Genomic DNA, 25,939 nt, shown 5'->3' with positions numbered 1-25,939 from the left:
GCGTCCGAGCAGGCAGGTGGCTGGGCGGCCGTGCTCATGCTGCCTCCGCGGTGGTGCGCTGACCGCAGCACATGCACGCCGCGCCCGAGCTCTGCCACGCTTCCACCAGGCAGCCGAGGTCACCGCTGGCGCCCTGGATCCACGCCCGGATCTGCTCGGCCGCCTCGTACTCGTCGACGTGGCGCCGGTCTACGACCCGGTAGCGGACCGGATCGGTGGCGGCGAGGCGCTCGAAGAGTGCGGACGCCTCGCGCATGAAGTCGGCCTGCTCATCGGTGAAGACGCACCGGTCACGCCGCTGCGCGCGCTCCAGGGCCTTTGAGGCGTCGTCGGTGACGAGGATTGTGAGGTCCGGCAGCGGACGGTAGGAGGCGGCGAGGTCCAGCAGGTCGATGGCCGTTTGGAGGGCGGAGGCCGGGTCGTCGGGGTGCAGCAGCGCCTGGCACACCGCGGTGGTGTCCACGCTGCGGCCCTCAATGACGGCGCGCCCGCCGGACAGCGAGGGGAGCACCGTGTCCAGGTCGTGCCGCTTGATGGCCATCAGGAGCAGTGCCTCGGTCAACGGTGTGCCCCCGCGCAGGAACGGATCCCCCGCGCTGGCCTCGTACAGCGCGCGGAGCAGCGCTCCGCCCAGGCCGGGGCGCCCGTTCGCCCACTCAGAGAACTCGTCCAGCATCAGCGGCTTGGTCTCGAGGGTTTCGACGGCGCGGTTGGTGAGGTACGTCTTACCGACTCCGTTGAGGCCCTCGGCGGAGATCAGCGGCCCGCGGCTGCAAGGGGGGCGTACCGGTGTGATCGTCATGCTGCGGTATCCCTTCGGGGACGAGGACGGCGGGCCAGCGGGAGTGCTCCGGGCGGTGGGGGCTTCGGAGAGTTGTTCACTCGCTCCATGCGGCGGCCTCCCGGGTGATGACGGCGGCGTAGCGGTCGAGCGCCGCTTCGTCGTCGTGCTCGGTGAGGACGAGAGCGAGGGTGTGGTCCAGGATCTGGGCGGCGCCACGGCAAGGTGCCTGGTCGCCGCTGGCGAACATGGGCCGGGTGTCACACGGCACCAGCCGGAAGGTGCCGGTTGAGCTCGGTACTCCCAGCTGGGCCAGGTGCTCGGCGAACGCCCGGGGATTCGGCGGGCCGATGTGCAGGAGCGGGGCGTAGTGGTTCCACGTCTCGTCCGTCGCCGTCTGGAGCGGCGTGAGGCCGCGGACGCCGTCCAGGGCGCGGAGCAGGTACGTGGTCTGGGCGCGGCGGCGCTCCAGCAGGGCTGGAAACCTGCGCAGATTGGCCTGGGCGAGCGCCGCGAGCGGTTCGGCCAGGCGCCCGTTGAGGGCAAGTTGTTCCTGGGGGCGGCTGCCGGGCGGCGGCTGGAGCCAGTGACTGCGGAAGGCACGGGCGTGGGCGGCTAGAGCAGGGTCCTCGGTCAGGACGAAGCCGCCCTCACCACTCCAGAGGATCTTGCCGTCCTTCATGCTGAAGCACCCGGCCGCGCCGACCGCACCGGCCATGACGCCGGCGCGCGACGTCCCCGCGGCCTGAGCTGCGTCCTCGATGACGGTGAGCCCCCGCTCCGCGGCGAAGACCCGCAGGCTGGCCGGGTCGCCCATCCTGCCCCACAGGTGCACCGGAACAATCGCCTTGGTCCGGTCCGTGACCTTGGCGGCCGCGTCGGTGTAGTCCAGGTCGAGATTGGCAGGGTCGCTGTCGACGAACACCGCGGTGGCACCGAGCTGGACGACAGGGGCGGCGGTCATGACGACGGTGAGAGCCGGTACCAGGACCTCGTCGCCCGGCCCTACACCGGCAGCGGCCAGCGCGGCGTGCAGGGCCGTCGTGCCGGAGGACACCGCGACCGCGTTCCGGCTGGCGAACGCCTCGGTGAGGTCCTGCTCGAACTGGGAGGTGTGCGCGGCTCCAGCTGGGTCGGGCATGCCCGCCAGCGCGGCCAGCACGCTCTCGCCGAGACCTTCCACGGCGGGCAGCGGCGACAGGCCGGTCACGTTGCCTCCCGGGCGAGGAGGCGGGGCATGCCGAGCACGAGGGGCCCCATGTTCACGCAATCCCGCGAGAAGTGGGAGCAGTCCGTGCACGCAGGACGGTTGGCGAAGAGGGTTCGCGCGTCGGCAGCGATGATGTTGCGCTGCTCGGAGGCGGCGGTGGCGGCGATCCGCCGGTCGGAAGGACAGTCCCACAGCGAGCCGTCGGGCTCGATGAAGAACAGCTGGGCCCCGCCGAAGCAGTCCGCGACCCGGCCGCTGTCCTGGGTGGCGATCGAGGCGACGAACTGCCGCATGTAGTGCGCGTCCGGGATGGTGAGTCCGCCCGGGTCGTTCTGGAGTCGGTCCAGTTGGTCAATGACCGCGGGGACGTCCTCAGGGGTGTGGCACCGCTCGGCGAAGAGCTTGTGCTCGGGCGGCAGGGAGATGGGCTGCGGGACGTAGTAGTCGACGCCAGCCTCGGATGCGAGCCGGGCGACATCGGTGATCTCCTGGGGGCGGTCGCGCATGACCACGGTGTAGATGCCGACCCGCGGGCCCGGCCCGGAGCCCCGCTCGCTCAGCAGGGTGCGGATGCCGTCCAGGACCTCGCGGTGGCCGACCCGCCCGGACCGGGACGGCCGCAGCTGGTCGTTGATGGCAGCGTCCGCACTGTCGAGGGACACCGAGACCCCGTCGACACCGAGCTCGACAAGCCTCCGGGCGATGCCGGGCCGGGTGAGCGGTACGCCGTTGGTCGCGACGACGACCTCGCACCCGGCGTCCTTGACCGTCTTGATCAGGCTCAGGGTGGGCAGCCAGTCCAGCGGCTCGCCGCCGGCGAGGATGACCCGTTCGACCGGCGAGCCGGCCAGGGACTGCGCGAACCCTTCCATGACGGTGCGGTCGATGTCGCGGACAGGGACGTGGGACAGCACGCCCGGGCCCTCGGGTAGCGTCTCCTTGTGCTCCTCCAGCACCCCGAAGTAGCAGTGCGGGCAGCCGAACGAGCAGGGCGAACGCAGAGCCCACAGCAAGGTGACGTCACGAAGCACGGTTGACCTCCCGCTGCGCCATCAGGGCGCGGACGGCGTCCTCGACGGCCTTGCCGGTCTCCTCCGGGCCGTGGCCGGTCACGTCGATCACGGTGAACCGGTCCGGCTCGGCGGCGGCCAGCTCCCGATACAGATGGTCGGTCTGCTCGATCACCTCAAGGGCGCTCGCCGGAAGAGTGCGCCCGATCCGGGCGGCGAACCGGGCCACGCACACCTCGCGGTCGCCGGTCAGCAGGAGGGTGGCGTCCGGCATCGACCGCCACCGCCGGGCGGTGGCCAGGATCTGTTCCGCCACCGCCCGGGCGGGCGTGGCCCCGTGCTCGGCGTGCAGGATCGCCCCCTGACACGCGGCCACGCTGTCCACGCCGCGGTCCTCGACGATCACGTCGACGCCGCCCAGCAGCTCGGGGGTGAGGCGTTCGAACTCGCGGAACTTCAGCGCCAGCAGAGCGAGCGTCTCCACGACCGGGTGCCCGGTCCGCAGGCAGACGTCCCCGCCCGCGGCGAGGGCGGCGATCACCCGACCGGGCAGGGTGTCGGCGGCCTGGTCGGTCAGCTCGTCCAGCCGCAAGCACTGCGATCCGAGCGAGGAGGCCGTCGCGCGGACGGCGGTGGTCTTGCCGACCCCGTTGACGCCCTCCACGCTCACCCACAGCGGCCGGCCCGGAGCTTCCCAGGCGCGGCGGGGCCTGGGAACCGTGGTGATGGTCATGCCGGCCTCCGGCACACGAACAGCAGCTCGGTCGCCCGGTCGGGCACGGCCACGGACGACACCGTGTCCAGCAGCGCCTTCGGCACCCGGGCGGCCAGGTCGCGGTACCAGTCGACCGCGCCGGTCCCGTACCGCTCGGCGAGCTCAGCGGCCACCCCGTCCGGCTCGGGTGGCAGCAGCCCCATCACGTCGTCCACGACCAGGCCGGCGGCCTCGACGGCGCGCACGACCTCCTCGCGCGACCACTCGTAGACGTGGACCCGGTACTGCAGCGGGCGCGGCGGCGGCCCGAACGCCTGCGGTGTGGACAGGTACAGCACGCCGCCGGGGGCGAGCGCGGCGCCCGTAGCGGCCAGGCTCTTCACGCCGAGCTCGGACGGCAGGTGCTCAAGCGCCGAGGTGTACAGCGCGACGTCGAACGGCGGCAGCTGCGGCCACGGGTCGGACACGTCGCACTCGACGAAGTCGACGGGGAACGGGCTGCCGTACTCCTGGCGCACGGCTGTCAGCCGCATGTGGGCCTCGGCGAGGTTGTCCGGGCTGATGTCGAGACCGACGTAGCGGCCGATCTTCGGCGCGTACCGGTGCAGCAGCGGCAGGGCCAGCCCGCGGCCGCAGCACACGTCGAGCACGTTGGCGCCGTCCTCGCACCGCTCGGTGGCGATGAGGTGCTGCATCAGGTTCATCAGGCCGGACGGCTTCGCCTCACCGCGCCCCAGCGCGGTGTAGAAGTCGTCCATCTGGTTGGTGCTGTACGGGCCGATCATCGGCGTGCCCGGCCGGGTGCGGTACTGCTCGTCCAGTTCAGCGCTCATGCTGTCCTCCCAGGGGAAAACGATCCAGGTGTCGTTCAGCGATGCGATGTAGTCGATGACGCGGGCGGGGTCGGCCTCCTGCGCCCAGTTGGCCCGGTTCACGGTGAGGACCGCGGTGCGCACCCGGGCGGGACCCAGGTCGCGGAGCAAGTCGGCCGTGTGGGCGAGGGTCGCGCCGCTGCCGGCGATGTCGTCGACGAGCAGCACGTCCAGGCCCGTCAGGTCGCCGAGCGAGGCGGGGTTGCGGGTGGTCGGCAGTCGGGTCTTGGCGGCGTTGATGCCGTCGCCGGTGGTGCGGGTGACCTCGACGGTCCGCACGTCGCGGATCTCAAGCCGGTGGGCGAGCCACACGGCCGGAATCATGCCGCCGCGCACGATGCCCACCACCACCTGCGGCATCCCACCTACCGTCACCTGCTCGGAGAGGTCCTGCGTAGCGGCTCCGATGTCGCCCCACGTCAGGTACAGGGGGCCGGGCCGGTCAGCGTTGCTCGGGGGCGGCGTTGGTGACGTGGCCATCTGCTGCACCTCCTTCTTGGTCTGCTTGCCGGTCGGAGATCAGGCCGCGCTCCACTGGGCGGAGGCGAGCGTGAGGAACTGCTGGTTGAGCACCGGGTCGCTCCTGAACCGGCCGCCGGCGTGCACCGTGGTGGTACGGGCGGCCTCCATCCGCACGCCGCGCATGCTCATGCACAGGTGCAGGCCGCGTACGACGAGGGCGAGATCCTTGCGTCCGATCACGCCGGTGAGGTGCTCGGCGATCTCGCGGGTGAAGCGCTCCTGGACCTGGAGGCGCCCCGCGAAGTGCTGGGCGATGCGCCCGAACTTCGATAGGCCCACCACCTCGCCGTCGGGCACGTATCCGGCCGTGACCTGCAAGTTCATGGGCAGCATGTGGTGTTCGCAGAGCGACCACACGCTCATGCCGCCCACGATGACCAGTTGGTCGCTCAGCTGGGACTCGGTGAAGCAGGTAGCCACCGCGGCGCTGTCCGGCGCCAGAAAGTCGCCCCACCAGGCCGCGACGCGGTCCGGGGTGCCGATGAGTCCCTCGCGGGCGGGGTCCTCGCCCAACGCGATCAGGAGCTGGGAGATCAGGTCGGCGACCCATACGGTGTCGATGGCTGCGGCGGGCCGGCCGGGAACGGCGAGGCCAGTGTCCAGTGCAGCGTCGGGGCTGGCGATCGAGGTCGTCATGGGCTTCTCTCGCTTCCAGGTGCTGGGGAACGGGTCAGGCAGAGCGGAAAGGTCAGCGGCCTCGCGCGTCCGCGAAGGCGAGCACGTGCAGCCGGGTGGTGAAGTGCCAGCGCCGGACCGCGACCGCATCCGCAAGGACCCGGGTCGTGGCGGTGATCGCGTCTGCCGTGGTGCCCTCGGGCATCACCCACACCGGCGCGAGACGGTGGGCGTCGGCGAGCTCGGCGATGCGATCGAGGTCGGCCACCGAGGACGCGACGAACTTGAACGCCGCCCGCCCGGAAGCCACGAACGCCTCCAGCGCGGCGGGCACCACACTCTTGGCCTCGTCCATTCCGAAGCTGGCGATTTTGGGCGAGACGTTGAAGCGGACCCCGTCGACCACCAGCTCGGACACCGGCGCGATGGTGCCGTTCGTCTCGAACTCCACCCGCTTCCCGGCTGCTAGCAGCGCCTCGACGAGTGGCACCACGCGGGTCTGCTGGAGCAGCGGCTCCCCGCCGGTGATCACGACCAGCTCCACCGGCGAGGACGCTGCCCAGGCCATGAGCTCGGCCACCGTCTTCTTCGTCGACTCCTTGCGGGGGTCGAACTGGGACCAGTCCCAGGTGTACTTCGTGTCGCACTTGGTGCAGGTGAGGTTGCACCGGGACAGGCGGATGAACAGGGCGGGGTGCCCGCAGCTCGGGCCCTCGCCCTGGAAGGTCGGCACCTCGATGCCGAAGCACTCGGCGACGATCAGCCAGAACGCGGCGTCGGTCGCAGCCACGGCGGTGGTGATCGGCGCGGAGGCGGTCACTGTGCCTCCACGTCGAAGCGTGCCCAGCTGTTCGTCGTCTCGCGGGCGAGGACGGCGACCAGGCGGCCGTGGATCGTCGGCTGCAGGTTCTGGATGACCCAGCCGGCGAGGAACTGGGCCAGGCGCTCCGAGGTGGGCTCGAAGGGCAGGATCTCGTGCAGGTTGCGGTGGTCCAGCTCGGTGTCCAAGAACTCCTTGAACGGGGCGAGCGCGCCGAAGTCCGTGACGAAGCCCGGACCCTCCAGGGTGGGGGCGGTCAAGATGACCTCCACCTCGTAGCTGTGGCCGTGCTGGCGGGCGCACTTGTGGTCGGGCTGCAGCCCGGGGAGGCGGTGGCCGGCCTCGAAGGTGAACTTCTTGCCGATGGTGAATCCACCGGGCGGTAGCTGAATGGAACCGAGATCCATGATCATCCTTGGTGAGTCGCGTAGTGGGCGGCTCGAGCCGCCAGAGGGATTCCCGCAGAGGTTGGTCCGCCAGGGGGACGGGCCCTGGCGCGCCGTGCGCACCGGCATCGTGCTGGGAGGGCAGACGGATCGGCGGATCGGCCGGATGCTCGGCTCCCGGCATCGGCCGTCTCCCACGATGCGCGCGCGCCTGACCCGTCGTCATTGCCGGTCATTCGTAGGAACATTGACGGATCTGCGCAATGTCCGTCCCGGATCCATGTCGTCCAGGACGGTTCAGGAACCTGGGGGAGGGGCGGGCAGTGGGCGGGGTTACCCGAGAGCGTCGTGCGGAGATCCAGCGGGAAGCATCCAGGATCCGCGCTCAGTGCCAGCGCGAAGGGCACACCCAGGAGCGGATCGTCACGACCCTTCGATCGGCGCTGCCGGAGCTGACGGCCTTGGAGGCATGGCGTCTGGCTCTGGGGTGGTCGCGGCCCCAGGCGATCCGGGAGGTGGCCGCCGTCTACCGGGCCGACGGCCTGCTCCCGCCGAACCTGACCCAGGCCCTGCTCTGCCGCTATGAGCACGGCCAGGCCGATCCCGGAGACGAGTACCGGCTGATGATCTCCCGGGCGTACGGTGCCCGTCCCGACCAACTCGGCCTGGCGACACGCTGCCTGTGGTGCAGCACCTGCGCGTCTCCGCCGCCACTCCACTACGGTCAGCACCAGCGCGAAGAGACGAACACCGGCCGGAAGGAATCCATGACGACCGCCAGCGGACTGCCCGCCATCCGCGAAACCGTTCAGTGGGCCGTCCTGGACGCCCCGGGCGGCTCCCCGGCACTCGTTGCCCTGGCTGAGGCGGCCGTGGAGCACTACGCCCTCAACTACAGCAAGCACCCCCCGGCCGTGCTGCTCGAAGAAGTGCGCGGGACCCGCAACCTGCTGTCCACCGCAACGGCTGCAGCCGACCACGAGACCGCGTACGGCCTCCGGCGACAGGTCGGCTGGCTGTCGGCCCTCCTCGGTAACCTCGCATACCATCTTGACGATCGCGCCGGGGCGCGGACCCACCTCACCCTGGCAGGCGCCGTCGGTGAATCCACCCAGGAACCGGCGCTGACCGCCTGGGCCAGCGGCGCACTGGCCATGGTCGCCACCGCCCGCCACGACTGGGACCATGCCCGCCAGCACGCTCAGTACGGTCTTCAGCACGCACCCGAGGGCCTGCGCCGCGCTCAGCTCCTGGGCTGGGCTCTGCTGCCCACGCTCGCTGCCTTGCAGCGGGCCTCGGAGGCCGATGACGTGGTCAGCGAGAGCGACGAGATCATGCGCTCTGCGGTTGAACTGCCTGGACGCTTCGGGTACGACCGCGCCGAGCACCGCCTCCATGTCGCCGAAGCCCACCTGACCCTCGAACGCTTTGACCGAGCTGCCAATGTCGCTCGTGAATCCATCGCCGCGGCGCCAGCCGAAACGCCGGCCTGGGTGGCGGCCACCCTTGTTCTTGCGCTGGCCGAGGCGCGCGACACCCCGGAGGAGGCAGCTGCTCGCGCGCTGGGTGTGCTCGACCTGATTCCGCCACCGCGGCTCCGGGCGACCGCACGAAATCGACTGGCCCGGCTTGGACGCCTGCTCGATAGCTCGACGGTCGGCTCGGCCACCGAGCTGGCGGAGCGCCTGCGCGCTCTTCCGGCCCCTATCCGTGCCGACGGAACAGCTGCGTAGCTGCCCAGCACAACCGCAGAGGTCCCCCCAGACCGGGGGATGCTTGGAACCAATCCACTTACTCATGCCCCTGTTTCACCTCGTTCTTGGGTGCGGGCGTCGTATTTCACGTGAGTGCGGCAATTGAGACCGAGGTCGTGCTGGACGGGAATGGAGGTGTCAGGGCGACACCGGCTCGTGGGCTGCGGACCGACAGCCGCGTTTCGTGGCTCCGGCCTCGCTCAGGATGGAGTGAATGGCGCCGTAGGACCGGTTCGTCTTCTCGCAGATCTCGCGGATCGTGACCTTGCGGCCTGAGGTCCGGTAGGCGGCCACGGCCTTTTCGCGAAGTCCTCGCGCGCCTCACCGGTCAGTTTCCGGCGCGACTCGATGTGGTTCTGGCGCGGCGGTGCGGTCAGTCGGGCCGTGGCCTCGCCCCGGGGGATGGGGCGAGCACCACGGCCTTTGAGCGTCCAGCGTCGGGCGTGGCGTAGCACGGGCGCTGGACGCCCGTTGGATCCCGGTGCGGGGGAGGAACCTTGTGCCGTGGGAGAGCAGTCGGGTGTGTCCCCCGCACCGGGGGCTTACCTGCCCGGTGGCCTGGGCAGGTGGGCATCCGTGCCACCGGGCAGGGTCTATGCCGCCAACGACAGCGCTCGCTGCAACTCGCCCATATCGAGGACCCGGAAGGCGCTGAGGCGGCGGATCAGCTGCGAGGCCAGCAGGGTGCGAACGTTTGGATGGGCGAAGGGCAGAGCCTCGTCCGGTTGAGCCACAGCGTGTACCTCCTGGTTGGCGTTGAGGCCGTAGATGGTGCCGTGGACCCCGTACAGGGGGGCGCTGCTTGCGAGGAAGACCATCGGCTTCTTCTCGAGGTGCGGGCACAACGCAGCGGCAGTGCGCACGTGCTTCGGGCATACCGGCGGTTGATTGGTGAGGATGGAAAGCTGGCGCGGATCCTCGTCCTTGGGCCCGGCCAGGAAGACGTAGCCGAGCGGAGTCCTTGCAGGCTTGGTGCAGACCTGGCAGCTCAGTGCGAACATCGTCATCATCTGCCGGTACGGGTGCATGAACTTCCACTGGGGTTCCCCCGTCGGCATGCCGTTCCCGTCGACGGGGCTGAACGCACACCGCGCCCACAGCACATCTCGCACGGGGCGGTCCCTTCGGTCCTCGTCGCGGTAGTGGAGCTTGGCGCCGGAAGAGTGCCGGAAGATGGCGAGGTTGTTGGGGGCGGCTTCTTCTCCCTTCCGCTGGGTGATGAAAGGGACGAGACGCGGCTCAGTCGCGGTGGGCATGGAAAAGGTCTTCTTTCTCATCTGTGGTGGGCTGGAAGAGAGCTGCAGGGCACAAGGAGAGGAATCACGGCGCGAACGGTCTTGCCGTCGCCCTCGTGCGGCAGGAACCACGCGATACGGACGCCCAGCCGGGCGATCGTCCAGAGGCCGCGGCCCCTCTCGCCTCGAACGGCGGCGTCGAAGTCAGGAAAGGCCGGCGTGAGGTCGGGGACGTCGAGCACGAGCGCGCCAAGGTCCGTGAGCGCGGCGGACAGGGAAATCCGCCTCTGGTCCACGGGGATGTTGTCGGGGGTGCCGTGTCGAAGGGCGTTATCCACGAGTCGGCTGGCGGTTTCCACTGCACGGTCGATGTCGCCGGCCCAGCGCATGGCCCCGAGTGTGGTCCGAGTCCACACGCGGGCCATGAAGACGGCGCTCAGGTCTCCGTGCAGCTCGGCAGTCCTGTGGAGGACCACGGCACCCACAGCTGTGTCCTGCGACGCGAAGACGGCCGCCATGGCAGGCCCCGAATCGGTCTTCTTCGACAGATTCACGCCGCCCCCTGTGTGAATAGGCCGCTCGCCTTCGGAGTGTCGATGACGGAGGAGGTCAGGACGTACGCGCCGGTGCGCTTCTGCCATGCGGCCAGGTGTTCGGCCTTCCCTCGGCCGAGCATCACCATCAGCGGCGCGACGATCCCTTCAGCGGTTCCCGCTTCAACGGCGGCGAGGGCCTTGTGCCATCCCGGGCACCCGTCACGCTCCCCCATGGGGTCCGCGCGGTCGATGAACTCGGCAACGACCTCGCAGCTCACTTCCTTGGCGTAGCGTCGGGCCGCGTCGACCGCGGTGTCTGCCTCGGCGCCGAGCGATGCCGGGAGACAGGCGTACAACACGAGGGTCGTGCCCGCGGGAACCCTCGGCTGTTCGACCCATATCGCTCTGCTGGGCATTGCGTGATACCTCCGCCCTCATGGGCTGTTGCATGGTTGGGATCGGTTGTGTGGCGCCGTCTTCAAGCAGTCGGTACGTCGCGGGGCATCAGCACAGTGAGCCAGACGTCTTTGCCGCCACTGGGAGGCCGAGAGATGCCGAAATAGTCTGCGACGGCCCTGACGACTTGGAGGCCCCGGCCGCCCTCGTCGTCATCGCCGGCGCTTCGCTGGTGTGGCGACGCCGAGTCGGAGTCGTGCACGCAGAGCGCCACTCCGTCGGGAATACGAGTGACAGTGACACGGGCCGTGCGGCATCCCTCGCCGTCCGGGCGAGTGTGGTCCAGGACATTGGTCATCAACTCGGAGACGGCCAGGGCTCCTGCATCAAGCAGGCTTTCCAAGCCCCACAAGCGGAGGTGCGCGCTGACTATGGTCCGTGCGATGCGCACCGACAGCGGCGTCACCTCGTAGTCCATCTCCAGCTTGCCCGTGGTGGCGCGCGTCGTTCCGCGCACACCTGTTGGTGCTGTGGGGGGAGCAAGGAGACTCGCCATTCCAGGTCCACTTCATTCTGGTCAAACCTCATGTGCGAGGTCCGACTGCGGTGTGTACTGGTGCGTGATCGGTCAGCAACTATTGAGTCAGGCCGAAGCTCAACCGTGCAGATCGAGAAACGGAAACCTCGACTTTCCGTTTCAGGAGCCAGGGGACCCTCGTCATGCCACGACCTGAGAAGCAGCTGAACCCCGAAGCCTCACCCCGTGACTGGTTCGGCTCAGAGGTCCGCTACTGGCGCAAGATCCGGGGACACACAGCCTCGTCGTTAGGGCCGTTGATACAGGCCAGCCCGTCCCTCATCGAGAAAATCGAGAAGGGACAAGCCTCCTGCCGGCGAGACCTTGCGGTGAGCCTGGACAAGGTGTTGGCGACCGGCGGCGTGCTCACCCGCTCCTGGAGCATGGTGTACGGGGAAGCGGAAAAACGCCGCCGTGAAACGGAAAAGAGAACTGGCCGAGCGGTGGAAGGAACCGTTCAGGCACACCAAGGCCGCATCCTGGGCAGAGATACGTCGTCGCCGCCTGGGAGCCCTGAGTCTGTGGACCGTCGCGCCTTCTTGGCCAGCAGCAGTCTGGCCGCTTTCGCCCCAATAGATCTCGCCATGCTTGTCGCCCCCTCCGAACCGCCCACGCTGCCGAAGCACATCCGCGGCAAAGACATCTCGGAAGTCCTTGCCGCAGCCGAGGACATCTCCGCCCGAGACAACGCCCACGGAGGCGGAGGGTTGGTCGGCGCGCTCGCCAGTCGTGCCATGCAGTGGGCGGTCGGCCTACTCACGGTGCCCTGCGCTGAGCCGCTGGGAGCCCCTCTGCATGCCGCCGTCGCACGTCTGGGCATTGTCGTCGGAGCGAGCCACTTCGACACCTGCGCACACGACGATGCCCGCGTCGCCTTCAAGATCGCCGCTGACTGCGCAGAGGAGGCCAACGACTGGCTCCTACGCGCCAAGGTGTACTCCCTCCTGGCGCGGCAGGCCGTCTGGATCGGAGACCCGGACACCGGACTGACCTACGCGGAAAAGGGACTGGTCCGATCCGATCGGCTCACTCCGACCATCCAAGCGATGCTGCACACTGCACGAGCCCGCGCGTTCGGGAAGATGGGCGACATCGGCGGTGCAATGGCCGCCGTTGGCGCCGCCGACGACGCCTTCGCCAAGTCCAACCCGCAGGACGATCCGCCGTGGATGTCCTACTACAACGAGGCCCAACACCACGGCGACACGGGGCACGCGCTATACGACTTGGTCCTGCTAAAGGATCAGGATCCCGGGCAGGCCAGCCGCCGCTTCGAGATCGCCATCGACGGCCACGACGACTCCTACCCACGGTCGCGCGCCCTCTCCGGAACCAAGCTGGCCAGTCTGCTGATGGCGAAGGGCGACCCGCACCAGGCCACTGCCATCGGCCACCAGGCCCTCAACGATGCCGGCCGCCTTACCTCGCGACGTGCGGCCGACGACCTCAAGGAGCTCAGCCGGATTGCTGCCCGACACCGGCGCATCCCCGAGGCGGCGTACCTCCGCGAGCGCATCGGCGCTACGTTGCAGGCATGACGATCTCGGCTGCTTCTTCCTCCGCGGTCCTAGACGAAGCGTGCTCGAGGGCAGGCTTCGACGCGGCTGCCGCCGAGCCGATCCGCCTCGCGGAAAACGAGATATGGCGCCTTCCAGGCCAACGCGTGATCGTACGAATCGCCCGGCCTGGCCAGTTGGCGGCGACCGTCCGTGAAGTGCGGGTGGCTCACTGGCTCGCCGAGAACGCGGTGCCGACCGTCCGCCTGGTCGACGTCAATCAGCCGATCGAGGCTGACGGCCGGCCAGTTACCTTCTGGCAGGAACTTCCTCCGCACGAGCACGGCAGCCACACCGACGTTGCGCACCTGCTTCGGCGCCTCCACGCTCTGCCCACTCCCACCTTCGAACTCGGGCACCTAGACCCCTTCGTCCGCGTCAGCAAGCGCTTGCAGACAGCAAGTGCGTTGTCCAGCGCCGACCGGCAGTGGCTGGAGCGCCTTCATCAGGAACTTGCAGCAGCATGGGCCGAGCGCCCAGTCGGGCGTCCGGACTGCGCCGTGCACGGCGACGCATGGCCAGGCAACCTCATCCGCACTGCCGAAGGCCCACTGATGATCGACCTGGAACGCTTTTCATTGGGCCCGCCGGAATGGGACCTGGTGTCAACCGCTGTACGTGCGCGTACGACGGGCGCGGTCAGTGCCGCGCAGTACGACGAGTTCTGTGCCGCATACGGCTCCGACGTAACAGACTGGTCCGGTTACTCGATTCTGGCTGGCGCTCGGGAACTCCGCATGGTGACGTACGCCGCCCAGCACGCGGCCAGCAACCCACAGTGGCGAGCCGAGGCGCAGCACCGGATTGACTGCCTACGCGGGCGCGGCGGACCGCGCCCATGGCGCTGGACGGGGATCCTCTAGACCCCTGTTCTAACAGTCTCAGACCCTGGCCAGCAGGGGCTTGCCTGGCCCGCTTTGCCAGCGCGTACTGCGAGGCGCTATCCCGTACTCGGGAACGGGCGGCGTCACCGGCTTGCCCTTCGGCTCGTCGCGGCTTTGGGAACGCTCGGGTCAGTGGCGGGGGACGCCACCGGGTGAACATGCGCTGCGTGGACGGACCCGTGGCTATACCCCGAAATGACGCGCTCCTGCCAACCCCTTAGTCTCTGCGTCTGGCCTGATCCGTTCCGGATGGGCTGACCGTCGACCCCTGGGGGGATGTCATGAGCTGGTTCATCACGGCACTCAAGAAGTACGCCGTCTTCAGAGGCAGGGCCCGCCGCAAGGAATTCTGGCTGTTCACGCTGTTCACCTACATCATCTACGGCGTGCTTGCTGGCATCGGCGCTGCGGCCCACTCGACGGTCCTCGCCGCTGGCTTCCTCATCGCCTTCGTTGCGTTCCTGCTGCCGAGCTGGGCTGTCACGGTGCGCCGCCTGCACGACTCTGGCCTGTCCGGCTGGTTGATCCTCGTCGGTCTCGTCCCGACGGTCGGGGCCATCGCCCTGGTGGTCTTCTGCTGCACGGACAGCAATGCGGCCACGAACAAGTACGGCCCGAACCCGAAGGAGGCCCCCGCGGTCGGGTGATGCCGCGCCGTTGGCATCCATTGTCCTTGGAGCCTGTAACACGATCATGGGCGGACCTTCTTGAGGCGTCTCCAGCAGATGAGGCCACAGGCCAGGGAGACGAAGGCGTCGTGCAGGTCGAGGCGTCTTTCCCAGCGGACGGCGAGGCGCTTGAACTGGTTCAGGAGCGAGAAGGTCTGCTCGACGACGTAGCGGAGCTTGCCGAGGTCCTTGATGTTCGGGGCACCTTTGCGGGAGATCACCGGCAGGATGCGACGCCTGCGCAGCTCGCGCCGGTTGGGGTTGCTGTCGTAGCCCTTGTCGCCCAGGAGTGCGTCGGGGCGCCTGCGCGGACGGCCCGGCTTCCCTGCGACGGGCGGAATGCTGTCGACCAGGGCAAGGGTCTGGGTGACGTCGTTGACATTGGCAGCGGTGGTGATGACCTTGAACGGGGTGCCCTTCCCGTCGCAGATCAGGTGGTGTTTACTGCCCGTCTTCCCGCGGTCGAATCGAGCCGCACACCCGGGGTGATCCCGTCTGCCCGTTGCGATGGACCACCTTGTCGCTGCGGGCCCTGGCCTCGGCTCTGACGTCACAGGGCCATCCGGTCAGTGCCGCAACCGTCGGGCGCCTGCTGCACGGCCTCGGCCATAGCCTGCAGGGCACCGTCAAGACCACCGAGGGCGCCAGCCATCCGGACCGCGACGCCCAGTTCGCCCACCTGAACGCCACAGCCACCGCCTTCCTCGGCGACGGACAGCCGGTGATCAGCGTCGACACCAAGGCCAAGGAATGGCTCGGCAACCGAGACCGGCCCGGCCGCACCTGGCGGCCGGGCAAGGACCCGATCAAAGTCGACTGCCACACCTTCACCACCAGCGACCAGCCCGTCGCCATCCCGTACGGGATCTACGACATCGCCCGCAACACCGGCTGGGTCAACGTCGGGACCGACCACGACACCGCCGAGTTCGCGGTGGAGTCCATACGCCGCTGGTGGCAGCGCCGCGGACAGGCGCACCACCCGGAGGCAACCCGGTTGCTGATCACCGCCGACGCCGGCGGCTCGAACGATCCCCGCCGCTGGACCTGGAAGAAACACCTGGCCGTCTTCGCCCTGCAGAGCGGCCTGGAGCGCAAGACCGCACAGGCCGCCCAGGAGGCCAGTGAATAGCCCGCCTCGAGGCTGGCGACGGTCCGCGCGCGACGCTCAGGTGAGGCGCGTCCCGGCGAAGATCCCGTGCCCGATCGGAAGGGCGAGTTCGGATAGACGAGCGTCTAGTAGCCCGGGTTATAGAGTTTCCCGTACGATCGATCTGCGCGGATGACGCGTATAACTTGATGCAGAGGGCCCCTTTCCCGGGCTCCACCCCAGGTCCAGGGCCCTCCGTCCGCGGCACAGCCAGTGAGCCCAGTCGCCTAGGAGTCGGCTGGGCTTTCTGGTGCCCAAGCCGTTGCGACCCACCCACCGCTCCTTGATCAGGAGAAGTGCTTCACCACGAGGTTGGCGACTCCCGCGATTACCGGTGACCAGTCGATCAGGATCTGACCGACGAGCCTGCGCCGCTCCCGGCGCCGCTCGGCGGGCTCCTGTTCGTCTTGCTCGTCACCGTTGTCGACGGGCGTCTTGCCTTCCATATGTGCCTCCGTGGCGCCGAAGTAGCCCGGCCGGGCTGCCGGGCCCTCACCGGGTGGTGAAGTACGAGGCGGACGCCGCGAAGGAACGTCACTAAGCATAGAGGTGGGGGCGATCGGCTCGGACCCAGTTGTCAACAACTTGGGGGTCGTTGAAGGCCCTTGAGCGCCCGTCAATCAGCGACCTGACCTGCAGCGAAGTTGATTTGACGGTGAACCGAAATACGTAACGTACTCCTGTAGTCCCGGGACCTCGATCCCTCCTGGTGCAGCTGAAAAGGTCCACGTGCTTTCGGCTGGGATATCGGTGGCAGCCGCTACCGTTAGGCGTACGGCTAGACACGCGTACTGCCGTCCGGCGCGCACGCACCTGCACCAAGGGAGCGTTGCCCGCGCCGCGCCCTCCTGAGGTGTTGGCCCCCGTTGGCCGCTGAGGTTTCGGGTGGCTGTTGGTGGGTTCTGGGAGCCGTTGTCGGTGCCGTCGGCTTCCTCGGCGTGGATGCGGTGGACCGGCCTCGGGCCGTCAGCGCGCCAGCTTGAGGCGTGCCGTCTCTGCGGCATGGGAGGCGGCTTCGATCAGCCCGAGTTCGCCGGCCAGCGTTCCCACGAAGGCGTCGACCGCCTCGATCGCGCGGCCCTCCATGGTGTCGGGCTCTGCGAAGTACGCCGCGAACTCTCCGGCACCGATGGTCGCCATGGCGGGCCGACGGGCCTGGTAGTCGGCCCACATCGGTCGGTAGACGGCGCGCACTCGGTCGAGCTCGGTTTCGTCGATCTCCTCATGTCGCAGGCAGCGGATTGTTTGCTGGCGGGCCCTCCACATCGCGATGTGGTGCTGGACGGAGACCGGCCCGAAGGGGCCGGGACGGGCTCGTTCGATCCTCGGCATGCCGGGCTGGACAGGCCAGGGCGAGTGCAACTCTGTGAGGACCGCGGTCAGTCTGTCGATGTCGATCCGGCCGGTCCGCTCGCCTTCCACGAGGACGAGCCGGGCGGCGTGCCGTTGCTTGGGGGTGGCTGAGGGGTGGGCGAGTTGCTCAACGATGGCGCGGACGTTCTCGCTGCGTCGGACGGCGGTCGTCTGACCGGTGGCGCGCGCGTGGGTACGCCAGGCTCGGCGCGCCTGCGGAGTGAGCACGATCGTGTCGTCGATCAGCCACAGGTACAGCACGACGCGGATCAGGGAGCGCTGCGGGATGCGCCCCAGCGGGGAACGCTCTCGAGCTTCGAGAAGTCTGGTGAACAACTCGCGTTGCTCGGGCGGGAAGACTCGCGGATCGCTGCCATGCGCGCTGGTCTTGCGCGGCTCGGGGTTGGCGAGCATGCCGTCCTCGACCCAGGAGGTCACCATCCTGGGACTGGCTTTCACGCCCAGCGCGAGCGCGTCGGCAACCAGATCGGCCGAGGTTCCCTCGGCCCACGCGGCGGCCCGATTCCCGTACATGGCGCCGAACTTACATCGAGATTCGAGCCCCGGAAGCTGCATTCAGCGCACGTCAGCCATAAGGCTTGGGGCCAGCAGAAACTGCGCCCCGCACCGTATCCCTGCCAGGAACACGCGGTGCGGGGGCAGCCGACTCATCCCCTGAACGGAGACCGTCATGTCCCACCGTACGCACCGCCCCGCCCCGAAACGGCGACGCGCCCGCCACCATCTTGTCCAGGGCCTCGGGCAGGCGGCGTTCTACACCGCTTCCGCCACGTTGGCCGGCGGGTTGGTCCGCGAGCTGCTCCACCTGGTCCACATGTCCGTCTCCTCGTGCTGACCTGAACACCAGGGAGACCCCGCGTCCGGGCCTGCCGTGCGACGGGCATCTTGCTGGTCTCGGGCCTGACGCTGGCCCTGGCCAAGGAGGTTGTCCACCGGGTTCGGTGACGTCCAACGACCATGTGGCCGGGCCCCGTCAGGGTCCGGCCACCGTCGTACCCGGCATGCTGACCGGAGTGGGACTCTAGAGCCTGGACGCCCATGGGGATGCCGACCTGCGTCGCCGTACCAACTGGCGACTGTGGGACGGCCGCTAGATGCCTGAGCTGGACTTCAACTGGCGAGTGCGGGCGGACATCGCCACCCGGTCCCTGTGCTGCTTGGTCCAGATCGACGCCGCGGGGGTGGGACATCGAGCCGTGCCTGTGGGACGCGAGCGAGACCGTGCCCCTGCCCCGGCCACTGGTGGGATCTGCTCGACCGTGCCCAGCACGCTCTCCTGGCCGGGCCGCTCAGGGACGCCCAGGACGAGAGTGCGCTGACGCAAGCGGCGGACTCCGGCGAGCTGGTGGCCGTCGTCGCCCGCGTGTCCTTCACCTGACCCTCCCGCACCCAGCCCGAGGCACACACGGCCCCGGTGCCGTCCGGCGCGCACGCACCTGCACCACGGGAGCGCTGCCCGCGTCGGGCGGCGCCGAGGCAGCGGGGGCCCGGGGGCCGGCGAAGGCCCCCGGCACCCACCCGCCACAGCTCAGTGCGGCACCGAAGGAGACCCGCAGATCGTGTACCACCCCAACCCACCATCCGATCCGCTGGCGCTGATCGAAGCCCTGGCCGTGTGGGGGTGAGCCGTCCAGCACGGCGGCATCCCTCTCGAGCGGGATCCCGAAGGCAGGCAGCAGGCCGACTGACCCCCAGATTGGCACGCATCGCTAGAGCGGTACGAGAACAGGGCCAAGTCGGCCCGCGGTGCAAGCGACGCCCCCTAGCCCAGGCGCAGAACGTGACCAGCGCCACACTGAATATCTCATGCGGTGTTCACCCCTTCCCGTCCCGCGATGCCTGTAGTGGGCAGAGTCGGGGCGCTGGGTCCCGGCCGGTCACGAATGGAGTGCTGGTGGGTCCGGAGGTGTTGAACGCGGCGGGCGGTTCAGCGGCGATCGTCCTGCTTGGGCTGGTCTTGCGGCCCCGGAAGAACGGTGCGGGGCTGTGGGACGTGCTCCACGAACTGGCCCGCGGACGGACCGCCAGCGGTATGGAGCGCGAGCGGCGCGCCACACTCTCGGTGTTGTTGCGCAGGCTGCCGGACCGCCGGGTTCAGGTGGAAGATGTCTCCCACGGACGGCGGACGGTCATCGGGGAACGTGCTGGTACTCCCAGTCGGACGCGTTGACCCGGGCGGCAGGAGGGGGCAGCCCATGGCCCGTGCACGTGCATTAGATGAATTCGACGAGTTCTTCCTGCGCTGGGAACCGCAGGTCAGACGCTATCTGCTGTGGCTTGAGGGGGACCACGCGGTCATCGACGATGCGGCCCAGGAGACGATGCTGGCCGCACACACCTACTGGGACTACGTCAACCAGCTGCAGAAGCCGCAGGCATGGCTGTTCAAGGTGGCTGGCCAGCGACTGCAACGCGTCCAGGCCTCCCGACAACGGCATGGTTTGAGTACCGACCCCGGCGAACTGCCGCAGAGCGAGGGGCCAGACGACCTAGGGTTGCGGGAGAGTGAGCTGGTCCTCTTTGAGGCGGTGCGCAAACTGCCCGACCGACAACGCACGGCGATCGTGCTGCGCTGGCAACTCGACTTACCCAACGATGAGATCGCGGCCGTCATGGGAGTGTCCGTGAACACCGTGAAGACCTGCCTCCGTCTCGGCCGTGACACCCTGGGAACTGTTCTTTCAGACGTCAGCGGAGGTGAACGATGAGCATCGAGCGCCACCTGCACGGTACGGCCACTGCCGTCTCTGAATTGTGGACAGATGAGAACGACACCCGCGCCCGGCTGGCCGCCCTGCATGAGCGAGCCAGTCGTGAGGCGTCGGACCACGAACAGCCACAAGGCCCTTCGAGGGCGCCCCGCAGCACCTCGGCCCGGCCCAGCCCCGGGAGCCACGATCCCCGGCGCCGCGGGGAGCGACCGCTGAGTGAGGTCAACTTCCTGACGGTGGCTGAAGTCGCCAGCATCATGGGCGTCTCCAAGATGTCGGTCTACCGGCTGGTCCACAGCGGGCACCTACCGGCCATCCGCATCGGCAGCTCCTTCCGTGTGCCTGAACAAGCCGTCTACGAATTTCTGCGTGAGGCCGCCCACGTTGACGGCCTCTGACCACGCTGGGGCTTCCCCGGACTACGTGCTCTGTTGCTAGGGCAGTTGAGATCCTTACGCTCTGCTCATGTCGAAGCAGAAGCGGGGCAGGAAGCACCGGACGCCGCAGAAGCGGGCCCCTCGTGACCTCTCGGTACCGCGTCCGCGTGCGGCGGCTGAGGTGCTGCCGGGTGGCGGGTTGCCGCTGCGGGGGAGTATGGACCATACGGCGCGGATGCTGGAGCACGCGAAGCCGGACCAGCTGGTGGAACTGGTGCTGCCCTATTTATGGGTGGCCCTCGCCGAGGGCCGTGTCCCGGCGAACGTGTGCGTCGACGCGTGCCTGACGCTGCGGAACGCCTATGGCCAGCTCGGGGTGCGGGCCGAATTGCTGCCGGTCGACCTGGCGATCCGGAACAGGGACGGAGGCGGGACCCGCTACGGCTCGCTCACGCCGACCTGGACCGGGACCTCATGGAACGGGCACTGCGTGCTCGTGCTGCCCGACTCCGAGCGGTTCGTGGACGCCACCGTGGAGCAGTTCGACGAGGTCCGTGAGATCGGAATGGGCCCGATGGTCGGCAAAGTGGCGTTGTCGATCGACGGCGACGGCTCGCTGATGGAGCCGGGCGCGCAGGTGGTGCTCCAGCGCGGGGATCTGAAGCTGACGTACACGGTCGCGGGGCCGCAGGCATTGACCTCCATCGTGGAGCACCCGGAGGCGGTGGCCCACGCCGACGGTCACCGCCGCACCGGGGTGAACGTCGCTTCCTTCACCCTGGTCGCCCTGCGCAGCGAGGGCGTGCGCGGCCGGGCGATGCAGGCCCCCTACCCGAGGCTGCGGGCCCTGCTGCGGGCGGTCGGGGATGCCCCGTACAAGACGGACGAGGCCGGGGACGTGCGATTCTGCCTGCCCGATCAGAACGGCCGGGAGCGGTGGCTGCGGCTGGACGAGTTCCCCCTGCCGCCAACCACCCCGGCCGCCTGGCCGCGCCCGTAGGGGTGCCGTTCACGGCGGTCCAACGGCAGAGGGACTCGGCGGTCAGCCACCGCCGGGCTTCTCTGCGTCTTGCCGGTCAAACGTCAGGGGCGGGCTTCCCGCCAGTCCCGCATCTGCCAACGGGCTCGGGCCACAGGACCACGGCCCGGTGCCGTCCGGCGCGCACGCACATGCACCACGAGAGCGCTGTCCGCGCCGGGCGGTGCCGGCCGAAGACTCTGAGCACAAGCGGGACCTGTGGCTCGCTGTCCTGCGGTACTGGGACCGCCGGTCCCAGCGCAAGCGCCAGCGCCAGCGGACGAACCGGAACCGGCAGTGACCCCCGGCAGCCCGACGAGGAACCCGAGGAACCCTCGCGGGCTGACACGGCAGGCGCCCTCGGGCGAGAGGTCTCACCCGAGGGCGGCGCCCTGCGACATCGTGCGCGCCGGTTGCAGACCTCGCCGCCTAGGGCGCCAGCCCCGGCGCGGGCACCGGTTGTCAGTGGGCGCCGCTACCGTGAGGGTCACGGCAAGACGCGTTCGCCGTCCACTGCTGCCCCGGCGCCCACGCCGCCCGGGGCGACGTCAGTCAAGGTCTCCCGGGGCCCGTGCGGTTGAGGTCTGCTCTGTTCACCGTCGGCCCCTGCCGTACACGGCCGGACAAAAGCGTGGGTGCTGTCCGGAGTCGGGAGTACGCATGTCGCCGAAGAAGCAGCCGACCGCGTCGAAGAAGGCGCGCCGCGCGGCCCGCGAGGGCGCGAAGTTCACCACAGCCCTGCGGGCTGCAGATCGTGATGCGGACCGGACGCCGCCTCTTCCGTCCTACGTTGCCGTGCTCGACGAGCAGACGCTGTCTCGCTCGGGGCCGTAGCCTGCCTGGCGGAGCGCACGCTTACTTCACGGCATGCGCCAGAGCTGCTCTCGCGCGCCCGTGATCACTTCCGTGCGCCTGCGATCCACACCCTGCGGAAGAGGTTTCGCGATCAGGCTTGTCCCGGACGGTCGGCCGCCGGTCGACGACCACCGGACCAGAAGGAAACCCCCGCATGCGACTTGGCCGTACCCTCGGCGCCGCTCTCGGCGCCGTCGCCCTCATCATGAGCGTCCCCTCATCGGCTCACGCAACGGAAGGAAACTTCGACTACAGCTACGGTGACCCGGCGAACCCGACTGACGGACAACTGGTCGGACCGGATGACGAGAAGTGCTTCGAGGCCAACGAGCTCCCGGGTAGCCCGACGACCGCCTTCCATCCCCGGAACGGGACCAGCACTGAGGCCGCGGTCTACAGCGACGAATTCTGCACCGGCACGAAGACGGTGCTGAAAGCCCACGACGGCGAGGGCGCAACCGACCTCGTCTTCAAGTCGGTCATCTTCAAGGCCGAGGGCAACTGAGGCATACACCCGTCCCGGTAGGAGAGCCGTCTCCCGTCCTACATAGGTTGGCTGGCCTGTGTCGGCCGGTCCTTACTGATCGCTTCAGACTGAGATCCGTTGTGGCTTGGCAGTTGGACCATGTGGCGGCAGAGCAGCTTCTGGCGGCTCACCTCAGTGTCGGCGTCGTCGTCCTGCGTCGCAGTCGACTTCGGGCCTCGAGGTGTGTGGGGACTGCGGGATGGTGAGCTTCATGGGGTCGGCCCTGAGGACGGTCCCGAGCTGGCGGTGCTCCTGATCCGGAACGGGATTCGACTCTAGGCCAGCCCAGCCCGCCCCCGGCGGGGCACCGGCGGGAACGAGGGCAGGCTGGGGGATGGCCGAGGACCGGATCGCGGAGCGCGCCGCCTCGCCCGCCAGGCCATGGCCGCCGCGGGGGACCTGCGGCAGCTGGCCGAGCGGCTGGGCGATCTCGGCTGGCGGATGAAGTACTACAACGCTGAGGACCTGTTCAAGGTCGCCTCCGCCCTGCGCGGCACCGCGATCCTGATCGCGCTGGACACCGGCGACATGGAGCTGTTCCGGCATCCGACCCGGTCGATCGGACCCCGAGGTAACAAATGCTTCCGGCCCCTCGACATGCTGTCGAGGGGCCGGTGCGTTGGTAGCGGGGACAGGATTTGAACCTGCGACCTCTGGGTTATGAGCCCAGCGAGCTACCGAGCTGCTCCACCCCGCGTCGGTGCACCCAGCCTACGCCATTTGACCGACCACCCCGGACAGGACGGGCGAGGCGCGCACGAGGCGTCTACAGGAGAATCGGTGTTACGCGGATGCGGTCCCCCGGAGAGCTGCCCCAGCCCGGCCGGCAGGGCCGTTGCACCGGGCGGGCCCGCGCGTTCACCCGAGTGGCGCACCTGAGGTGGTCCCAGCCCCCGGGAGGCGGGCGCTGCCTGCTTGGGCTGCACTGGGATAGCGGCGGCCACTACGTTGGGGCGGTGACGACTGCCTCTCCTGCTCTGCCCCAGCTGCCTGCCGACCCGTCGCTGATCAGCCTCGCCTACCGGCACGAACACCCCCTTAAGGTCTTCGAGTTCGACGACACGCTGGAGGTCTGGACGGTCAGTGCACGGATCGACGCGGACATCCTGGCCGAGGACATGGCCTCCCGCAGTGACATCGATCAGGAGACGCTGGACGCCGTCGAGGACGTGGCGGTCGGCCGCATGTCCTTCGTGCGCGTGCGCATGTTCGTCGGCGACCCGTTTGAGGCCATGGACGCCTACACCGGGGACGTCTCCCGTATCGGTGAGTCGGTGCTGGACGTCGGCCGGGCCGAGTTCGCCCGCGAGTTCGAAGCTGCTCTCGCGCACCCTGTCGGTGACCTGCTGGTCATGGACCGGGTCGTCCTCGAGCCCGTCTGGCGCGGCTTCGGCCTGGGCCTGGTCCTGGCCGGTGCGGCTATCCGCCGGCTGTCCCAGGGCTGCACCGCGGTGGTGTGCGAGCCGGGATCGGCCGACGGCCGCGAGCTGACCGAGGAACAGCACCGGGAGGCCGCGGCCAGGCTCGGCCGCCTGTGGTCCGCCATCGGCTTCGAACCCTTCCAGGACGGCGTGCACATCCTCGACTGCCACCTGCAGCGCCCTCAGGACCTCCTGGCCGAGCGCCAGGAGGAGTTCACCGCGCTGTGCCGCTCGTGGCGCGAACATCACCGGTCCTGACCTCCCAAGGTCCGCCGGGCCTGCTCGGTAGCTACAGCTTCACCGCCTGGCTTTGTTCATGAGAACGGACAGCAGATGTTCACGACTTTGAGCGGCATCGGCGGGAGCACTGTTCGAACGTTGCCAGCAAGTGCAGCGTGAGAACGCGCTGCTCTACCCGATCCACCTGAGACCAACCGGTCAAGAAGAGGGTTCACATCATTGTGCGAATTCGCTGCCGACATGTGCCCTTAGCGGGCTTTGGTAACGATTTTGGGCCTAGCTTCGGGTCGGGTGCGCCGATGCGCACCGCCACATCACTCCCGTGAAAGGGCGATCATGGCTACCGCCACCACCGACCCGATCAGCGTCAAGCTGGACCAGCTGTTCGACGCCACCGACACCGACGGCAACGGCTACGTCGACTGGAGCGACTACCAGCGCCTCGTCGACCGCTACCTGAGCACCTACAAGATCGACAAGAGCGATCGCCGGGCACAGGCGCTGCTGATCGCGTACCAGATGCAGTGGATGGAGCTGCTGCGCCACGCGGACGGCGTCAACCGCCTCTCCAAGGAGCAGTACCACCACGCCAGCCGCGCGGTGAGCGTGGACACCAGCCGCTTCAACATGGTCGAGGGCGTTCCGCACGCCATCTTCGACATCATGGACGTCGACGGCGACAACACCATCAGCAAGGCCGAGTTCAAGCAGTACCTGGGCGTCTGGGGCATCACCGATCCCGGCGCCATGGACACCTTCGCCCAGCTGGACACCGACGGTGACGGCACCATCAGCCGGCAGGAGTTCATCCGCGCGGTCAGGGAGTTCTTCTACTCCCCGGACCTGGAGGCCCCGGGCAGCCTGTTCTTCGGGCACCTGTCCCGCTGACACACGGGGTTGCCGATCGGCACGGTGGGCCCGTGGGTCATGCGCCGAGTCGGATGACGGCCTGATCCTCGCCTGGCGGCCTTCCTGGGCGGTGCACCCGAACAGCGGTCCGGCCCGGAACCATGGATGGTGGCTCCGGACCCGGACCGCTTTCGACTGTATGGGGCAGGATTTCGAGCCCTCGCCGTCTTCATCCAGATCGCGTCCGACGCCGGCCTATAGGACGGCCACAGCAGGCAGCGCAGGGCGGCGTTCGATTCCAATCCCGCTCTGGCGCCTCCCGAGCTGACGAACAGATGCTGCCCAAACTCGGGTTCTGGCTCAAATTCCGTGCTGAGTGACGCTCCGTTACGGCTAGACATCGAAGAGAGCGATGGAAGGGGGTCGTGGGGCAAGCACTGCGCGAAGGCGCGTGAGTATGGCTCGCCACTGCTTCCAGTCCTCCGGATCGACCCAGTTTGAGGCTGGTCCATCCTCGTCGCTGATGATGCGGGCGAGGGCTTCGTCGGCGAGTGCGCGCAGGTCGGAGGGGAACAGGGGGATAGGGGTTTCCGGGCCGTAGGGCGTGCCGACGGGGTCGCCTTCCGGGCATTGCGCCGCGATCAAAGAGGCGGCGGCCACCGCCTCTTCCGCTTCCGTGAGATAGCCGGTTGCGTCGATCGTTCGGACGAGGACGCCTCGGATCAGGGCTTCTCGTGCCTCGGGCTCGGCTTCGTCGAGTGCGTTGGCGAAGTCTGCGGCTGTGTCGTTGTCGAAGGGGCCGGTATCCCAGGTGCCCATGCTGATCTCCTTGCGTATGGTCGCCCTGATCCTCGCATCAGGCACTGACAACACGATTACGA

General features: G+C 68.8%; 30 protein-coding genes, 1 tRNA gene and 1 pseudogene. 14 read left to right on the top strand and 18 right to left on the bottom strand.

Features of this window, described 5'->3' with window-relative positions; translation table 11 throughout:
• Positions 1-34: 34 nt before the first annotated feature.
• The 8 genes from ACIRU3_RS39170 to ACIRU3_RS39135 form a co-directional block, all read right to left on the bottom strand.
• Positions 35-802 carry a dTMP kinase gene (locus tag ACIRU3_RS39170; protein WP_404067216.1) on the bottom strand — a complete coding sequence of 256 codons (768 nt, stop codon included), beginning with the start codon at positions 800-802 and terminating at the stop codon, positions 35-37.
• Positions 803-878: 76 nt separating this feature from the next.
• A complete protein-coding gene (locus tag ACIRU3_RS39165) occupies positions 879-1,991 on the bottom strand; it encodes a DegT/DnrJ/EryC1/StrS family aminotransferase (RefSeq protein ID WP_404067214.1) in 1,113 nt (370 codons plus the stop codon).
• Entirely contained in the window at positions 1,988-3,022 is a 1,035-nt protein-coding gene (locus tag ACIRU3_RS39160; protein ID WP_404067211.1) for a radical SAM protein, read from the bottom strand. Before ACIRU3_RS39160 ends, ACIRU3_RS39165 begins: the two co-directional genes overlap by 4 nt.
• Positions 3,012-3,734: a dTMP kinase gene (locus tag ACIRU3_RS39155; protein ID WP_404067208.1), complete on the bottom strand. Its 723-nt coding sequence runs from the start codon at positions 3,732-3,734 to the stop codon at positions 3,012-3,014. The genes ACIRU3_RS39160 and ACIRU3_RS39155 overlap by 11 nt, the downstream gene beginning before the upstream one ends.
• Positions 3,731-5,068, bottom strand: coding sequence for a phosphoribosyltransferase family protein (locus ACIRU3_RS39150; RefSeq protein WP_404067205.1), 1,338 nt, complete (start codon positions 5,066-5,068; stop codon positions 3,731-3,733). The genes ACIRU3_RS39155 and ACIRU3_RS39150 overlap by 4 nt, the downstream gene beginning before the upstream one ends.
• A gap of 39 nt (positions 5,069-5,107) precedes the next feature.
• On the bottom strand, positions 5,108-5,746 hold the full coding sequence (gene folE / locus ACIRU3_RS39145) for a GTP cyclohydrolase I (protein WP_404067203.1): 639 nt from the start codon (positions 5,744-5,746) through the stop codon (positions 5,108-5,110).
• A 52-nt stretch (positions 5,747-5,798) separates the two neighbouring features.
• Positions 5,799-6,545, bottom strand: coding sequence for a 7-carboxy-7-deazaguanine synthase QueE (locus ACIRU3_RS39140; protein ID WP_404067200.1), 747 nt, complete (start codon positions 6,543-6,545; stop codon positions 5,799-5,801).
• Entirely contained in the window at positions 6,542-6,952 is a 411-nt protein-coding gene (locus tag ACIRU3_RS39135; RefSeq protein WP_404067197.1) for a 6-pyruvoyl trahydropterin synthase family protein, read from the bottom strand. The genes ACIRU3_RS39140 and ACIRU3_RS39135 overlap by 4 nt, the downstream gene beginning before the upstream one ends.
• Positions 6,953-7,254: 302 nt before the next feature.
• On the opposite strand from ACIRU3_RS39135, the gene ACIRU3_RS39130 reads away from it, so the two are divergent.
• On the top strand, positions 7,255-8,664 hold the full coding sequence (locus ACIRU3_RS39130) for a Twin-arginine translocation pathway signal (RefSeq protein ID WP_404067195.1): 1,410 nt from the start codon (positions 7,255-7,257) through the stop codon (positions 8,662-8,664).
• 159 nt (positions 8,665-8,823) lie between these two features.
• On the opposite strand, the gene ACIRU3_RS39125 is transcribed toward ACIRU3_RS39130, so the two are convergent.
• The 5 genes from ACIRU3_RS39125 to ACIRU3_RS39105 form a co-directional block, all read right to left on the bottom strand.
• Positions 8,824-8,979, bottom strand: coding sequence for a helix-turn-helix domain-containing protein (locus tag ACIRU3_RS39125; protein ID WP_404067192.1), 156 nt, complete (start codon positions 8,977-8,979; stop codon positions 8,824-8,826).
• A gap of 299 nt (positions 8,980-9,278) precedes the next feature.
• Positions 9,279-9,962, bottom strand: a complete 684-nt coding sequence (locus tag ACIRU3_RS39120; RefSeq protein WP_404067190.1) for a hypothetical protein — start codon at positions 9,960-9,962, stop codon at positions 9,279-9,281.
• Positions 9,959-10,474, bottom strand: coding sequence for an ATP-binding protein (locus ACIRU3_RS39115; RefSeq protein WP_404067187.1), 516 nt, complete (start codon positions 10,472-10,474; stop codon positions 9,959-9,961). Before ACIRU3_RS39115 ends, ACIRU3_RS39120 begins: the two co-directional genes overlap by 4 nt.
• Entirely contained in the window at positions 10,471-10,872 is a 402-nt protein-coding gene (locus ACIRU3_RS39110; RefSeq protein WP_404067184.1) for a hypothetical protein, read from the bottom strand. Before ACIRU3_RS39110 ends, ACIRU3_RS39115 begins: the two co-directional genes overlap by 4 nt.
• 62 nt (positions 10,873-10,934) lie before the next feature.
• Complete coding sequence (locus tag ACIRU3_RS39105; RefSeq protein WP_404067181.1) at positions 10,935-11,369, bottom strand: ATP-binding protein; 435 nt, start codon at positions 11,367-11,369, stop codon at positions 10,935-10,937.
• Positions 11,370-11,572: 203 nt separating this feature from the next.
• On the opposite strand from ACIRU3_RS39105, the gene ACIRU3_RS39100 reads away from it, so the two are divergent.
• The 3 genes from ACIRU3_RS39100 to ACIRU3_RS39090 all read left to right on the top strand — a co-directional run bounded on the left by ACIRU3_RS39100 (position 11,573) and on the right by ACIRU3_RS39090 (position 14,516).
• Positions 11,573-12,967 carry an XRE family transcriptional regulator gene (locus ACIRU3_RS39100; protein ID WP_404067178.1) on the top strand — a complete coding sequence of 465 codons (1,395 nt, stop codon included), beginning with the start codon at positions 11,573-11,575 and terminating at the stop codon, positions 12,965-12,967.
• Positions 12,964-13,848, top strand: coding sequence for an aminoglycoside phosphotransferase family protein (locus ACIRU3_RS39095; RefSeq protein ID WP_404067175.1), 885 nt, complete (start codon positions 12,964-12,966; stop codon positions 13,846-13,848). The genes ACIRU3_RS39100 and ACIRU3_RS39095 overlap by 4 nt, the downstream gene beginning before the upstream one ends.
• Before the next feature lie 302 nt (positions 13,849-14,150).
• Positions 14,151-14,516, top strand: a complete 366-nt coding sequence (locus ACIRU3_RS39090; RefSeq protein WP_404067172.1) for a DUF805 domain-containing protein — start codon at positions 14,151-14,153, stop codon at positions 14,514-14,516.
• A gap of 44 nt (positions 14,517-14,560) precedes the next feature.
• Here ACIRU3_RS39090 and ACIRU3_RS39085 read toward each other — a convergent pair whose 3' ends face one another.
• Positions 14,561-15,091 (bottom strand): IS5 family transposase, encoded by a 531-nt coding sequence (locus tag ACIRU3_RS39085; protein WP_404067169.1) that lies wholly within the window; start codon positions 15,089-15,091, stop codon positions 14,561-14,563.
• Here ACIRU3_RS39085 and ACIRU3_RS39080 point away from each other — a divergent pair.
• A pseudogene (locus ACIRU3_RS39080) lies at positions 15,001-15,630 on the top strand (ISAzo13 family transposase); the annotation flags it as partial. The gene ACIRU3_RS39085 and the pseudogene ACIRU3_RS39080 overlap by 91 nt on opposite strands.
• A 344-nt stretch (positions 15,631-15,974) precedes the next feature.
• On the opposite strand, the gene ACIRU3_RS39075 reads toward ACIRU3_RS39080, so the two are convergent.
• Together ACIRU3_RS39075 and ACIRU3_RS39070 are read right to left on the bottom strand one after the other, a co-directional pair.
• A complete protein-coding gene (locus ACIRU3_RS39075) occupies positions 15,975-16,133 on the bottom strand; it encodes a hypothetical protein (protein ID WP_404067166.1) in 159 nt (52 codons plus the stop codon).
• 520 nt (positions 16,134-16,653) lie between these two features.
• Positions 16,654-17,616, bottom strand: coding sequence for a hypothetical protein (locus ACIRU3_RS39070; protein ID WP_404067164.1), 963 nt, complete (start codon positions 17,614-17,616; stop codon positions 16,654-16,656).
• Between the two features lie 115 nt (positions 17,617-17,731).
• Here ACIRU3_RS39070 and ACIRU3_RS39065 point away from each other — a divergent pair, with 115 nt between their 5' ends.
• The 7 genes from ACIRU3_RS39065 to ACIRU3_RS39035 all read left to right on the top strand — a co-directional run bounded on the left by ACIRU3_RS39065 (position 17,732) and on the right by ACIRU3_RS39035 (position 23,190).
• Positions 17,732-17,896, top strand: coding sequence for a hypothetical protein (locus ACIRU3_RS39065; protein ID WP_404067161.1), 165 nt, complete (start codon positions 17,732-17,734; stop codon positions 17,894-17,896).
• Between the two features lie 1,360 nt (positions 17,897-19,256).
• Positions 19,257-19,769, top strand: a complete 513-nt coding sequence (locus ACIRU3_RS39060; RefSeq protein ID WP_404067158.1) for an RNA polymerase sigma factor — start codon at positions 19,257-19,259, stop codon at positions 19,767-19,769.
• A gap of 215 nt (positions 19,770-19,984) precedes the next feature.
• A complete protein-coding gene (locus ACIRU3_RS39055) occupies positions 19,985-20,170 on the top strand; it encodes a helix-turn-helix domain-containing protein (RefSeq protein ID WP_404067250.1) in 186 nt (61 codons plus the stop codon).
• Positions 20,171-20,237: 67 nt separating this feature from the next.
• Positions 20,238-21,149 (top strand): hypothetical protein, encoded by a 912-nt coding sequence (locus ACIRU3_RS39050; protein WP_404067155.1) that lies wholly within the window; start codon positions 20,238-20,240, stop codon positions 21,147-21,149.
• Positions 21,150-21,827: 678 nt separating this feature from the next.
• A complete protein-coding gene (locus ACIRU3_RS39045) occupies positions 21,828-22,001 on the top strand; it encodes a hypothetical protein (RefSeq protein WP_404067152.1) in 174 nt (57 codons plus the stop codon).
• Between the two features lie 175 nt (positions 22,002-22,176).
• Positions 22,177-22,527, top strand: a complete 351-nt coding sequence (locus ACIRU3_RS39040) for a hypothetical protein (protein WP_404067150.1) — start codon at positions 22,177-22,179, stop codon at positions 22,525-22,527.
• Between the two features lie 402 nt (positions 22,528-22,929).
• On the top strand, positions 22,930-23,190 hold the full coding sequence (locus tag ACIRU3_RS39035) for a hypothetical protein (protein WP_404067148.1): 261 nt from the start codon (positions 22,930-22,932) through the stop codon (positions 23,188-23,190).
• Here ACIRU3_RS39035 and ACIRU3_RS39030 read toward each other — a convergent pair.
• A tRNA-Met gene (locus ACIRU3_RS39030) sits at positions 23,169-23,245 on the bottom strand. The two genes, ACIRU3_RS39035 and ACIRU3_RS39030, sit on opposite strands and share 22 nt — an antisense overlap.
• 259 nt (positions 23,246-23,504) lie before the next feature.
• Between ACIRU3_RS39030 and ACIRU3_RS39025 the strand changes: the two genes are divergently transcribed.
• Positions 23,505-24,227 (top strand): hypothetical protein, encoded by a 723-nt coding sequence (locus ACIRU3_RS39025; protein ID WP_404067146.1) that lies wholly within the window; start codon positions 23,505-23,507, stop codon positions 24,225-24,227.
• 318 nt (positions 24,228-24,545) lie between these two features.
• Positions 24,546-25,097, top strand: coding sequence for an EF-hand domain-containing protein (locus ACIRU3_RS39020; RefSeq protein ID WP_404067142.1), 552 nt, complete (start codon positions 24,546-24,548; stop codon positions 25,095-25,097).
• Between the two features lie 354 nt (positions 25,098-25,451).
• On the opposite strand, the gene ACIRU3_RS39015 is transcribed toward ACIRU3_RS39020, so the two are convergent.
• Positions 25,452-25,877 (bottom strand): DUF4259 domain-containing protein, encoded by a 426-nt coding sequence (locus ACIRU3_RS39015; protein WP_404067139.1) that lies wholly within the window; start codon positions 25,875-25,877, stop codon positions 25,452-25,454.
• Between the last annotated feature and the right edge of the window lie 62 nt (positions 25,878-25,939).

This window comes from Streptomyces sp. NPDC101151 (assembly GCF_044768335.1).
Taxonomy (GTDB): Bacteria; Actinomycetota; Actinomycetes; order Streptomycetales; family Streptomycetaceae; genus Streptomyces.
Note: the sequence above shows the minus strand (reverse complement) of the source record. Positions and strands in the feature narration are given on the sequence as shown.

Bases quoted from the DNA above. Each gene is read 5' to 3' on its own strand.
- ACIRU3_RS39170 (WP_404067216.1), bottom strand. From the start codon at position 802: ATGACGATCACACCGGTACGCCCCCCTTGCAGCCGCGGGCCGCTGATC.
- ACIRU3_RS39155 (WP_404067208.1), bottom strand. From the start codon at position 3,734: ATGACCATCACCACGGTTCCCAGGCCCCGCCGCGCCTGGGAAGCTCCG.
- ACIRU3_RS39150 (WP_404067205.1), bottom strand. From the start codon at position 5,068: ATGGCCACGTCACCAACGCCGCCCCCGAGCAACGCTGACCGGCCCGGC.
- folE (WP_404067203.1), bottom strand. From the start codon at position 5,746: ATGACGACCTCGATCGCCAGCCCCGACGCTGCACTGGACACTGGCCTC.
- ACIRU3_RS39135 (WP_404067197.1), bottom strand. From the start codon at position 6,952: ATGGATCTCGGTTCCATTCAGCTACCGCCCGGTGGATTCACCATCGGC.
- ACIRU3_RS39120 (WP_404067190.1), bottom strand. From the start codon at position 9,962: ATGAGAAAGAAGACCTTTTCCATGCCCACCGCGACTGAGCCGCGTCTC.
- ACIRU3_RS39110 (WP_404067184.1), bottom strand. From the start codon at position 10,872: ATGCCCAGCAGAGCGATATGGGTCGAACAGCCGAGGGTTCCCGCGGGC.
- ACIRU3_RS39100 (WP_404067178.1), top strand. From the start codon at position 11,573: ATGCCACGACCTGAGAAGCAGCTGAACCCCGAAGCCTCACCCCGTGAC.
- ACIRU3_RS39095 (WP_404067175.1), top strand. From the start codon at position 12,964: ATGACGATCTCGGCTGCTTCTTCCTCCGCGGTCCTAGACGAAGCGTGC.
- ACIRU3_RS39090 (WP_404067172.1), top strand. From the start codon at position 14,151: ATGAGCTGGTTCATCACGGCACTCAAGAAGTACGCCGTCTTCAGAGGC.
- ACIRU3_RS39075 (WP_404067166.1), bottom strand. From the start codon at position 16,133: ATGGAAGGCAAGACGCCCGTCGACAACGGTGACGAGCAAGACGAACAG.
- ACIRU3_RS39070 (WP_404067164.1), bottom strand. From the start codon at position 17,616: ATGCAGCTTCCGGGGCTCGAATCTCGATGTAAGTTCGGCGCCATGTAC.
- ACIRU3_RS39065 (WP_404067161.1), top strand. From the start codon at position 17,732: ATGTCCCACCGTACGCACCGCCCCGCCCCGAAACGGCGACGCGCCCGC.
- ACIRU3_RS39060 (WP_404067158.1), top strand. From the start codon at position 19,257: ATGGCCCGTGCACGTGCATTAGATGAATTCGACGAGTTCTTCCTGCGC.
- ACIRU3_RS39050 (WP_404067155.1), top strand. From the start codon at position 20,238: ATGTCGAAGCAGAAGCGGGGCAGGAAGCACCGGACGCCGCAGAAGCGG.
- ACIRU3_RS39045 (WP_404067152.1), top strand. From the start codon at position 21,828: ATGTCGCCGAAGAAGCAGCCGACCGCGTCGAAGAAGGCGCGCCGCGCG.
- ACIRU3_RS39040 (WP_404067150.1), top strand. From the start codon at position 22,177: ATGCGACTTGGCCGTACCCTCGGCGCCGCTCTCGGCGCCGTCGCCCTC.
- ACIRU3_RS39035 (WP_404067148.1), top strand. From the start codon at position 22,930: ATGGCCGCCGCGGGGGACCTGCGGCAGCTGGCCGAGCGGCTGGGCGAT.
- ACIRU3_RS39020 (WP_404067142.1), top strand. From the start codon at position 24,546: ATGGCTACCGCCACCACCGACCCGATCAGCGTCAAGCTGGACCAGCTG.
- ACIRU3_RS39015 (WP_404067139.1), bottom strand. From the start codon at position 25,877: ATGGGCACCTGGGATACCGGCCCCTTCGACAACGACACAGCCGCAGAC.